Origin of the sequence: Pseudoalteromonas sp. L23 (assembly GCF_021728455.1) — a bacterium.
In the GTDB taxonomy this organism is placed as follows: Bacteria; Pseudomonadota; Gammaproteobacteria; order Enterobacterales; family Alteromonadaceae; genus Pseudoalteromonas.
Map to the genome: position 1 here is coordinate 1 of NZ_JAKKCW010000032.1, position 11224 is coordinate 11224.

At 42.8% G+C, this 11224-nt stretch carries 9 protein-coding genes; 4 read left to right on the forward strand and 5 right to left on the reverse strand.

The features are described from left to right. Window positions 1-183: 183 nt before the first annotated feature. On the reverse strand, window positions 184-2454 hold the full coding sequence (locus L3V43_RS23285; protein ID WP_237117503.1) for an acyl-CoA dehydrogenase: 2271 nt from the start codon (window positions 2452-2454) through the stop codon (window positions 184-186). 346 nt (window positions 2455-2800) lie between these two features. Here L3V43_RS23285 and L3V43_RS23290 point away from each other — a divergent pair, with 346 nt between their 5' ends. The 3 genes from L3V43_RS23290 to L3V43_RS23300 all read left to right on the forward strand — a co-directional run bounded on the left by L3V43_RS23290 (window position 2801) and on the right by L3V43_RS23300 (window position 6492). Beyond that, window positions 2801-4621, forward strand: a complete 1821-nt coding sequence (locus tag L3V43_RS23290; RefSeq protein WP_102056927.1) for a M2 family metallopeptidase — start codon at window positions 2801-2803, stop codon at window positions 4619-4621. 174 nt (window positions 4622-4795) lie between these two features. Continuing rightward, window positions 4796-5602, forward strand: coding sequence for an ABC transporter permease subunit (locus tag L3V43_RS23295; protein WP_102056928.1), 807 nt, complete (start codon window positions 4796-4798; stop codon window positions 5600-5602). Beyond that, window positions 5599-6492: an ABC transporter ATP-binding protein gene (locus tag L3V43_RS23300; RefSeq protein WP_102056929.1), complete on the forward strand. Its 894-nt coding sequence runs from the start codon at window positions 5599-5601 to the stop codon at window positions 6490-6492. The genes L3V43_RS23295 and L3V43_RS23300 overlap by 4 nt, the downstream gene beginning before the upstream one ends. Window positions 6493-6550: 58 nt before the next feature. Here L3V43_RS23300 and L3V43_RS23305 read toward each other — a convergent pair whose 3' ends face one another. From L3V43_RS23305 to L3V43_RS23315, 3 genes are all read right to left on the reverse strand, one after another. Next, entirely contained in the window at window positions 6551-8164 is a 1614-nt protein-coding gene (locus L3V43_RS23305) for a M56 family metallopeptidase (protein ID WP_102056930.1), read from the reverse strand. Further along, window positions 8164-8556 (reverse strand): BlaI/MecI/CopY family transcriptional regulator, encoded by a 393-nt coding sequence (locus tag L3V43_RS23310; RefSeq protein ID WP_010604953.1) that lies wholly within the window; start codon window positions 8554-8556, stop codon window positions 8164-8166. The genes L3V43_RS23305 and L3V43_RS23310 overlap by 1 nt, the downstream gene beginning before the upstream one ends. Before the next feature lie 405 nt (window positions 8557-8961). Then, a complete protein-coding gene (locus L3V43_RS23315) occupies window positions 8962-9426 on the reverse strand; it encodes a hypothetical protein (RefSeq protein ID WP_010604954.1) in 465 nt (154 codons plus the stop codon). Between the two features lie 314 nt (window positions 9427-9740). On the opposite strand from L3V43_RS23315, the gene L3V43_RS23320 reads away from it, so the two are divergent. Continuing rightward, window positions 9741-10712, forward strand: a complete 972-nt coding sequence (locus L3V43_RS23320; protein ID WP_237117502.1) for a transposase — start codon at window positions 9741-9743, stop codon at window positions 10710-10712. A gap of 133 nt (window positions 10713-10845) precedes the next feature. Here L3V43_RS23320 and L3V43_RS23325 read toward each other — a convergent pair. Continuing rightward, a partial coding sequence (locus tag L3V43_RS23325) for a hypothetical protein (RefSeq protein WP_237117501.1) occupies window positions 10846-11224 on the reverse strand: 379 nt, incomplete at its 5' end.

The window sequence follows — 11224 nt, forward strand, 5'->3', positions numbered from 1 at the left end:
ATAGCGACCATTTCTAGTTCATATTGCTGAGGGGTTTTGTCTTTAAGCATGGTGAACTCCCTAAACTCACTACGCTTATTAGATCAAAGGGCTAGATCTGTGTCCAGCCCTTTTTCAACAGTCTGAAGCCCCGTTGTCGGGGCTTTTTTAACAAATTAGCCAATATCCCTCCGTCACAACAAACTAGTTGGGCGCTTTTGCATCAACAGCAATCGCTTTTGCAACTAGCGTTTCAATACAAAAGATGGTTTCAGAACTCTTATCATCAATCACCTTGTCGTCCATTGCGATACTGAGTTTTTCATTCAATGTCTTACCCACCAGTTTCACGCTATTTTGTTTACACCACTTACGATATTTTGCCATTAGTGGAGCATGCGCCTTTTCCAGTAAATAAGCATGCTCAACCGTATCTATCGCAGAGTGTTTTACCACGGCGCACAGATGCGAGATACGTTCACGGGTCGAGTTATGATCAGAAACATTGCTACATACCTGCACCGCCAATTTGTCGCTTGGCGCTTTGAGCCACTTACCAACAGGAAACGCCATACGCTTTAGCAAAAACGCCAGAGGTGCTGCGGTAAAGTTATCGCAAAATGCATAAATAGCCTTACTTGCTTCGTTAAGACAATGATCTAAGGCAAACTTTACCAGCGGTAAGTCCCCTTGCTGACGGCCATCATCCTCGTATTTTTTTAACACACACGAGGCGATATAAAGAAAGCTCAAGACATCTCCTAATTTTGCAGAGAGCATTTCTCTACGTTTTAGTGAACCGCCTAGCTTTAACATAGCGATATCACTATACACAGAAAGCGCTTGGCTCAACCATGTTAGCCGTCGGTAATACGCCGCCACATCACCACTAACTGGCGCACGTTCGAAACGTGCTAGTGTGAAGCCATTAAAAAACGCCTTGAGCCCATTCACAGAGGTATGCTGCAAGTGTTTGCAAAGCACTTCATCAAACTCTTTCAAAGCGATTAATTGATCCTCTTGCTGTACGATACTCATTTCTTTCAATATGAAAGGATGGCAACGCGTCGCACCTTGACCAAAAATCATCAAGCTTCGAGTTAAGATATTGGCGCCCTCAACGGTAATAGAAATCGGCATCCCCATATAATTGTGAGCAAGATAATTCATTTCCCCCATTTGAATGGCTTTTCCGCCATGAATATCCATCGCATCATTTAATGCCACCCTTGCATGCTCTGTGAGATGATACTTGGCAATCGCAGTGACTACCGAAGGGCTTTGCTTTAAATCAATTGCCAACGCAGTGGTTTGTCTCACCGCTTCAATGAGATAGCTATAGCCGTAAATTCTGGCTAACGCGCTTTGCACTCCTTCAAAGGCAGAGATAGGTACACCAAATTGACGACGGACACCGGCGTAAGCCGAAGTCGTTCTGGCACTTAATTGAGCGGTCCCCGCGCTCAGCGCAGGCAAAGATATCCCCCGCCCAGCACTTAAACACGACACCAACATGCGCCACCCTTTGCCGATACCTGCCTGTTCGCCTATCACCCAAGCCATTGGAATAAAAACATCTTCACCACTGGTTGTACCATTCATAAAGGCTTGCCCCAGCGGATTATGTCGCTCTCCAGTTTTTACGCCTTCATGTGCCGTAGGAATAAGTGCACAAGTGATCCCAAGCTCTACTTTATTTGAAAGCAATTGATCCGGGTCGTAAACCTTAAACGCAAGTCCTAATACATCAGCGACGGGCGCCAGCGTGATGTATCGTTTTTGCCAAGTTACCGCAAGTCCAATTTGCTTTTCTCCCTCAAATTCACGCTCACACACAATCGCAAAGTCTTGAATGCTACCAGCATCCGATCCCGCCTCTGGAGAGGTCAATGCAAAACAAGGTAGCGCCTCACCCGAGGCAAGCTTTGGCAGCCAAGTATTCTGCTGATCATTGGTACCGTAATGAAGCAGCAGCTCTGCAGGGCCTAAACTATTTGGCACCATCACGGTCACTGCAGTAGATAAACTACGACTGGCTATTTTTGCTACGATGGTGGAGTTCGCCTGAGCACTAAATTCCCGACCACCAAAAGCCTTTGGAATAATAAAAGCAAAAAAGCCCTTTTCTTTTAAAAATTGCCAAACTTCTTCAGGCAGGTCTTGAGCCTCAGATATTTTTTCTTCATCAAGCATTTTTAGCAGCGTGTGTAATTCGCTATCTATAAATGCCTGTTCTTCATCGCTCAGCTTTGGTTTATCATTACTTAACCACTTTCGCCAATTCGGCTTACCCGAAAACAACGCGCCATCCCACCAGATACTCCCTGCTTCCATCGCTTCTCGCTCGGTTTGGGAGAGTTCAGGTAATGATGTTTTGAAATAATTAAAGAGCGGTTTAGTGATCAACTTAACCCTGATATCACGGACACAAAATACCACCACTATGGCCAATATCACCAATAAAACTAAAGTCATATGCACTCCTTTTTGCAGGCTTCAAATACGGCCTTTTGATACAATTGACTGCCTTAATTATGGTTAATAATCACACTAACTCAACTTTTATCTGCGCTCGCATCTCTTTGTTTGTCCATCGCAAAATTGTCGTTTTCAAGTCGTCCTGCTATTATTCTTGCCACCACAGCAAAAAATGATGCTTTGCTGCGCGTAAAAGCCGCGCTCACTACGATTAGTTGTTCATACGACTACTAATTGGATTAATTTTAGCAGTTAACCCAATTAGCGTAGCTGGCTATAGATACTGAAATGCCGTCTAGCGTTAATTCGGCTCGTGTATTCATTAAAACAACAAGTGAACCCTATGAAACCAAGATTTAAGTTAAGTGTTGGCGCACTCATTGTTGCCAGTACTTTTGCACTCTCTGCCTGCAAATCCACTGAAACTACAAATAAAGCGTTATCAGAAGCCGATGCAGTAGCATTTTTAGATAAGGCGTCAGAACAGTTGGTTGACCTTAACTTCCGCTCTAGCCGCTCAGCTTGGATTTACGCGAACTTTATTACTCACGATACCGCTTCATTTGCTGCGGACGTGAATGAGGAATACACCGCTGCGCTCGTGGAGCTTGCTAACCAAGCTGCACAATTTGATGGCTCGACGTTAAACGAAGATACTCGCCGCAAGCTTGACAAATTGAAGCTAAACCTGACATTACCTGCACCAAAAGATGCTGACAAAACAGCGGAACTTGCAAAGCTCACTGCAGAGCTTGATGGTATGTACGGCAAGGGCAAATACTGTAAAGATGATGGCACTTGCCTAAGCCTTGGCGACATGACGGCTAAGATGGCGAATAGTCGCGACTATGAAGAGCTTTTAGACATCTGGCAAGGTTGGCGAGAAGTGTCAAAGCCGATGCGTCCACTCTATGAAAAGCAAGTGGTACTTACCAATGAAGGTGCTAATGAGCTTGGCTACGCAGACACAGGCGCCATGTGGCGCAGTAAGTACGACATGCCAGCGGACGACTTTGCAAAAGAACTTGACCGTACTTGGAACCAAGTAAAGCCGCTATATGATTCGCTGCACTGTCATGTTAGAGCCAAGCTTGGCGAGAAATACGGCGAAGATAAAGTGCCTCAAGACCAGCCTATTCCTGCACACTTGCTTGGCAATATGTGGGCACAAAGCTGGGGCAATATCTATGACTTAGTCGCGCCAGAAAACGCAGATCCGGGTTATGATGTAACGGCGCTACTGGCTAAACACAATTACGACGAAATCAAAATGGTAAAAGGTGCAGAAAAGTTCTTCACCTCTATGGGTTTTGCCCCATTACCTGAGACTTTCTACGAACGTTCTTTATTTATTAAACCACAAGACCGCGACGTACAATGTCATGCATCAGCTTGGAACTTAGATGCCAAAGACGACCTACGCATCAAAATGTGTATCCAACGTACAGGTGAAGAGTTCTCAGTTATCCACCATGAACTAGGCCATAACTTCTATCAGCGCGCTTACAATCAACAGCCTGTGTATTACCAAGAAAGTGCCAACGATGGCTTCCACGAAGCTATCGGCGACACCATCGCGCTATCTGTAACACCTGGCTACTTAAAGCAAATTGGTTTGTTGGATAACGTACCGGATGAGTCAAAAGATATCGGTCTATTGATGAAGATGGCACTCGACAAAGTTGCATTTATTCCATTCGGTCTACTTGTCGACCAATGGCGCTGGAAAGTATTCTCTGGTGAGATTTCTCCAGCAGAGTACAACCAAGCGTGGTGGGAATTAAGAGAGAAATATCAAGGTGTTAAAGCACCAATTTCACGTACAGAAAATGACTTTGACCCAGGTGCAAAATACCACGTACCTGGTAATGTGCCTTACACTCGTTACTTCCTAGCGCATATTTTGCAGTTCCAATTCCACAAATCACTTTGTGAAATTGCTGGAAGCAAAGAAGCCATTCACCGCTGTTCTGTTTACAACTCGAAAGCAGCTGGTGAGCGTTTAAATGCCATGCTTGAAATGGGCAGCAGCAAACCTTGGCAACAAGCACTTAAAACGCTAACAGGTAAAGATGAAATGGATGCAACAGCAGTACTTGACTACTTTGCACCATTGCAAAAATACCTAGATGAGCAAAATAAAGGCCGTAATTGCGGCTGGTAATTGCTAGCAAATAGAGATTCAGAAACGGGCACACTCAATCGTGCCCGTTTTATATTGGTTTAATTTTGTTACAGTTCAGTAACTTCCTTTTTTAGCGCCAATCATATACGCTCAAATCAAAATCAGCCTACCGCTCTGGCGGTGAGGTCTGTGTTGTCACATGCAAGGATCCTTATGAATATAAAAAGAATTGGCCTAATAGCCATCTTTGAATTGCAACGCTTGTTTGCAACGAAACGCGGATGGATAGCCATCGCCGCATTTGTTTTGGTTTGGTATGCTATTTTGCGCTACGCCATTGCAGAAGCGGTATCCATTGTCAGCGACCCCAACTTCAAAAATATGATCCAGAGTTTTTCCGGCGTCGTTGGTATGCATCGTATTGCCCAGTGGCCTGAAATGGAACTTGCACTGTACTTAGTTTGGTCAATCTTTTTATTTCCTCTTTTTGTGATCTTTTCAAGCGCAGATCAAACTGTAGAAGATAGAACCCGCGGCACACTGAGATTTCTAACCCTGCGCACATCTCGCGCGGAAATTGTTGTTGGCCGCTTTGTTGGGCAGGTATTCAATACGTTGCTGCTCATAGCGATTTCTGCTGTAGGTGCTTGGATATTAATGGTGGTGCGCGACCCAAGCTTGTGGCTCACAGGGCTAAGTCGAGCGACATTAATTGTTTTAGAGCTAACGCTTATTACTGCGCCATTTATTGCCCTGATGTCTGTTGCTAATCACTTTGCTAACTCAAGCAAAATGAGTATGATTTACGCAATTTTAACCTACTTAACGCTCGCTACTTTGGTCGCTTTTGCACTTGAGTACAGCGCTTACGCGGAGTATCTGTTTTATCTTTTTCCTGGATTCCAAGGCACAGAAACCATCGCACAAAATATCAACCTCTCTCGCTTTGCCACACCGGTGCTGCATAGCCTCGTGTTAATTGCAATTAGTTGTGAACTATTAAGAAGGCGCACGCTATGAGTAGCATTATTGAAGTTAATAATTTAGTGAAAGAGTATGGACGAAAGCGCGCACTAGATAACGTATCTTTTACCCTAAACGCAGGTTCACCCATTGCGCTTGTTGGCCCAAATGGTGCGGGTAAAACCACCCTTTTTAGCACACTTTGTGGGTATCTAAATGCAGATGCAGGCAATGTTCAGATTTTAGGTCACAAACCTGGCAGCGCTGCACTTTTTGGTCGCCTTGCCGCACTTCCACAGGATGCTCAGCTTGATCCAAGGTTTTCTGTCAGTAATCAGCTACGTTTATACGGACAACTTCAAGGTTTAGATGCGAAAGCGGCCGAGAGTGAAACGCACAGAGTGCTTGCGCTTGTAGACCTCAAAGACTGTTATCACGCCAAACCTCATGAGTTATCTCATGGCATGCGAAAACGTATCTGTATTGCCCAAACGCTACTTTCAAAGCCTGAAATTGTACTACTTGACGAAGCCACGGCTGGATTAGATCCCGTGAATGCTCGTGAGATCAGAAACCTAGTAAAAAGGCTTCAATCTGAAACGACTTTTATTTTGAGTTCACACGATTTAGTAGAACTCGATGATTTGTGCGATCAGGTATTACATTTACAGCATGGTAAATTAACCGCAGTTGACCGCATCCAAGAAGCGGAACTTGCCACGCTGACAGTAAAACTTAAAGAGTCTGGCACCGGTAGTCACATAGCGCTTTTGAAAACCTTACAAGGCGTTGAAGAGGTGACAGTAAATGCCAGTGGCGCCCTGCTTATTGAGTACCGTAGCGGCCAACAGGTTGATATTGACGTACTCCAACTTTGCCGTGAACAGGGTTGGCGTTACAAGTCGTTAGTTAATGGTAAAACACTAGAAGATGAACTGTTCGGCTAGCGCACGGTTAGTTTAGTAAATTAAAAAAGCCTGCATCTTACAGGCTTTCTTAAATGATTTATAACTTCGCCAGTAACAAAGAGCCGGGTCGAGGTAAGCGAGGTAATATTGCCGGCGTTTTCGCATAATCCGCAGGTAAACGCTCTTTCAACTCGTTCACCTTTGTTTGGTTATTCAGTTTTTCGTATGCATAGTATCTTAGGATATCTTGATATGTTTGATTTTCAGCGCTGGTTACAACATCACTGTTTAATACAGCTAATGCTTTATCGTAGTCTGCCATTTCAATGTAAGCGCGTGCCAAATCAGTAGCGCTACCGATTTGAAAGCGACTTTGCATTTTTTCAGATAAACTCTCTAGTTGCTCTGCTGCCTGCTGATGTTGCCCAAGGTGCATATAAGCTGATGCCAATCTGTTTTTTAAAAATGGCGGTTGAGTAGAGCCTTCAGGAAACCAATTAGTGTAAGCGGTCAAGATTGCTTCGTGTTGACCTAGCTTATGATAGGTTTGGTCGAGCAAGGTAAAGCTTTTAACTTTGATATCCAGCTCTTCAAAACCATTCAACGAACGGCGGTTACTATGCCAATTTAAAATGTGTGAAACCGCTGCTGTTAGCTGTGCTTCATCATCCGATTTCGCACCTTTCGCCCCAGCGAGTAGTTCCTTTAATTGCTGTTGATATCGCGCAGAATTTTCACTCTTTTGTTTACTCGCTTCTTGTGTTACCTGCTTTTCAGAGACGATTTGGTTAGCAGCTAAGGCACCACAAGATAGTGCTGCCGTGATAATCATTAAATGGGATAATTTCATTTTCTTTTCCTTGTTTAGTGTTTTAACTCTTTGAATATTGAAACTTTTCGAGTGAGATACGGCTAATACTGAATGACCTAATGACGCATGTTCATACCGGTATTGATGTTCGGACAACAGTAAACTGGCCAAATCGTATCTATATTTATCACTCAGTTTTTCCATACAGCTTTCATCGCAGCTGAGTTCGATTTGTTGTCGCGCCAAATTTGCTAACAACAAACAGAATGGATTCCAAAAGAAGACGCTTTCAGTCGCACATATTAGCCATAACCAATATGTGTCCTTATGCTTGATATGCGTTAACTCATGCTCAATCACGGAATCGAGTTCTGGTCGACCTTTCATCTTAAAATCTAACCAAATGGTGTGCTGTAATGGGCCTGTCGTAATTGCTGGGGTACTCAATTCTGTAAATTTTACGGTGCAAGACGTGTGTAGATATTGATGCTCTTCACTGGTGTAGGCGCCCTTTTCGATGCCTCTTAGTAATCTTTTATACGACAACACTCTCGCTAGAAATAGTCCTCCACCTACCACTGTCAGAAATACAAACAAATTTGAAAACACTTGGTTTATGGTATAGCCAGAAAGCCAGTTTGATTCGGTTTGCAAAGTGGTTTGCTTGATGCTGTTCGGTGGAGTTGACCCTGAATCTGAAATAGAACTTACCTCAATAGTGTAAAGCTCCAGATCTATTAAAAAAGGGGGTGGGGAAAGTTGCTGCCATGGAATTAGCCAACTCAATAACCCTACTACCAACACATAAAAGCGCGTTCGTGCAGGCGCAGTTTTCAGAAAATAGCAGCTAGTCAAACTAAACATGCTGAGCAAGCTTGCGGTGAGTAAGTAATCAAACATTAGTCGCTCTCTTTCTTCTGTTTTTTGCTCTTAAGTAGGTTTTGTAAATACTCAATATCATCATCGTCTAAACTCTCTTCTTTAATGAAATGAGCTATCAGGCTGCGTGAACTACCTTTAAAAAAGCGATCCATAAAACGCGGTGTTGCCTGCTGTGAAAGCGCTTGCTGAGTCACTTTTGCTTGATAGACGATTGACCTCCCCTGCTGACCACAGCGCTCGACCGCACCTTTTTGCTCTAGTCGATCTACGATTGTTTTGACTGTGTTATAAGCCACTTTTTTTGTTCTTGTATCATCTGCAAGAAGATATTTATGAAGCTCACTGGCAGTACATGCATTTTGTTGCCAAAGTAACTTCATCACGTCTAATTCAAATTCACTTAGTTTCACTTATCACCTCTACCACTACATTTGTAGTTTTAAACCACTACAAATGTAGTGGTTAGTACCCATGAAGTCAACTAGAAATTTTTGGTGGGACACAGAAGGTGAAACCTTTACATGAAAGCCGTATTACTTTGAAGGAAAGTGAAGACTGTGCAACAACTCCCCCAAGAAGCAGCATAAAATAGCGACGAAGGAGCGCGAGCTTGCTATTTTTCGTTCCTTGGTTAAAGCCTCTGTATGGATAATAACAACTCAAATTAGGGTAAAGTGAGACTCAAGTTTTAGCTACAACTAAAGCTCTCTATGTTGTAGTTCTATTGATCGCTGACACCCACCACTAATGTGTTAAAGGTTCTATTGATCGCTGACACCCACCACTAATGTGTTAAAGCGTTTGTATGGTATTGATTACCCGTGGTGTCGACGAATGTGCTTAACTAAGCCCGCTTGATTAAACTCAAGTGAAACAATATTGGTTTTACTATATTCAATAGTTTTATCTAAATGAGCAGGTTTTACTTTACCTGATTCGGTCATTTTTACAAAGACGACATTAGCGCCAACCATTACCTCATTTATTTCTATTGAACTATAAATGACTTCATCTTTTAATTTATTAATCATATCCTCTCGGAGTTTAGATTTATCTGTATAAGTAAATTTAAATTTGACGTGTTCATCGATAAAGTCATCAGAAAGCAGTGAGATATAGTTTTCTATCTCTTTAATTGTTGTATTTGGCTGTTGACGCGCATTTTTTGCCGCTACAAATACTTTTGCTTTCTCAATTAGTTGCTCTGACGTGAAATTATCGTGTGCACTACTAGAAAATGAAAAAAGAAAACAAAATAACACTAATATAAATTTATTCACGGTTCTTTCCTGATATACCTAGGCATATTGACTCCCACATGGCACTTGTCTCCACTTCTTCGTGGGTTAGCTTAAAGCCAATGCCATAATTAGTTTGTCAAATAACTAAACAGCAGAGGCTAACATGAACAAACATAACATATTTTTCATTGGCTTAGGTATTTATAAAGAGCTTGTTAAAGTCGCTTAACGAGGCGCCCAACCCGTTCATTTTGATCAAGAGTCAAATCGCTGACACCCACCACTAATTTGCACCTTCCTAAGATACCGCCTACGCTTTAATTCTGCACTCAAAGGATTGAGGAAAACAAACTATGGCTACAGCCCGTAAAAAGCAAATCAGTTTAACCGACACCAAATATTACCACTGTATCTCCCGTTGCGTAAGGCGTGCGTTTCTGTGCGGCGAAGATAAATTTACTGGCAAATCATACGAACACCGCCGGGATTGGGTTGAAGAAAAGTTATTGATGTTGGGGTCTGTGTTTTGTATTGATATTTGCGCTTATGCGGTGATGAGTAATCACACTCACATTGTTTTATATGTTGATGATAAAAAAGCTAAGCGCCTGTCGGATAAAGCGATTGTAATACGATGGCACAAGTTGTTTAAGGGCAATTGGATAAGCCAAAAGTTTACTGAAGGTAAGCCACTCAATGAGTCGGAGCGATTGATACTCAATGAGCATGTCGCCAAGTACAGGGAAAGGCTCGCAGATATTAGCTGGTTTATGCGCGTACTTAACGAAGACATCGCCCGCCGAGCAAATAAAGAAGATAATTGTACAGGCCGTTTTTGGGAAGGACGATTTAAATCCCAAGCATTACTGGATGAGGCGGCATTGGCTGCTTGTCTAGCCTACGTAGACCTAAACCCCATTAGAGCCAAAATCGCCGCAACGCCTGAAACCTCAGACTACACCAGCATCAAAAAGCGCATCGACCACGCTAAGCTGGGCAAACAACCAAAAAGCCTACTACGTTTTGCTGGCAGCCCGCGAAAACATATGCCTAAAGGCCTACCTTTTGAACTCAAGTCCTATATTGAATTAGTTGAGCTCACGGGCCAATGTATTCGAGTCGATAAACGCGGGTATATCAATGAAGCACAACCGATTCTTACTCGACTCAATATAGAACCTGAAAACTGGATAAAACTCACTACGAAATTTTCTCGGGTATTTCACGGTGCAGTTGGTCGAGAACGAACAATAACCGCTTACTGTGAAACACTGCAAAAACGACGGCGGACGAATCTAACAAACTGCGAGCGCTTGTTGGCTTAGCAGAACTCACATCCTCAATTCTAGAATTTCTTACTCCTGTATTTACAGCGCGTTGTCGTGCGCGATAATCCAATTTTAGTTTAGCGATCCGCTTATCCGCCAAAGGTCACCCTATCTAAAAACACTTTTGTCCCTACTCTTTAAGTGTTTCCGTACTTTTTAATCTCACTTTGCCAGCATAGATACAAACAATGATGGGTGTCATCAATGATTCTATTTTAGAAATGGCTGCCCTTCTTTCTACTCCCTTTGCCAGCATAGGTACAAATAATAGTGGGTGATGAGATGGACGCTCCCAAATCGGCGTCAATGCGCCAAACTGATAGTTGCAAACACAGTTATTAGGAGAGTCCATCATGAATAACGTTAGCACGCTTTCAATTGTTCTAGCAAAAAATGTATTCCAACTTTTATCGTTTGATAAGCAAGGTAATAAATGTTTTTCCAGAAGGTTAGATAGAGCAAAGCTCTTGCAAACATTGACCCAATTACCTGCTTGTAATGTTGTTATG

What these genes read in the sequence shown, in the direction of transcription:
- L3V43_RS23295 (WP_102056928.1), top strand. Translation starts at nt 4,796, where the DNA reads ATGAATATAAAAAGAATTGGCCTAATAGCCATCTTTGAATTGCAACGC.
- L3V43_RS23305 (WP_102056930.1), bottom strand. Translation starts at nt 8,164, where the DNA reads ATGTTTGATTACTTACTCACCGCAAGCTTGCTCAGCATGTTTAGTTTG.
- L3V43_RS23290 (WP_102056927.1), top strand. Translation starts at nt 2,801, where the DNA reads ATGAAACCAAGATTTAAGTTAAGTGTTGGCGCACTCATTGTTGCCAGT.
- L3V43_RS23300 (WP_102056929.1), top strand. Translation starts at nt 5,599, where the DNA reads ATGAGTAGCATTATTGAAGTTAATAATTTAGTGAAAGAGTATGGACGA.
- L3V43_RS23320 (WP_237117502.1), top strand. Translation starts at nt 9,741, where the DNA reads ATGGCTACAGCCCGTAAAAAGCAAATCAGTTTAACCGACACCAAATAT.
- L3V43_RS23285 (WP_237117503.1), bottom strand. Translation starts at nt 2,454, where the DNA reads ATGACTTTAGTTTTATTGGTGATATTGGCCATAGTGGTGGTATTTTGT.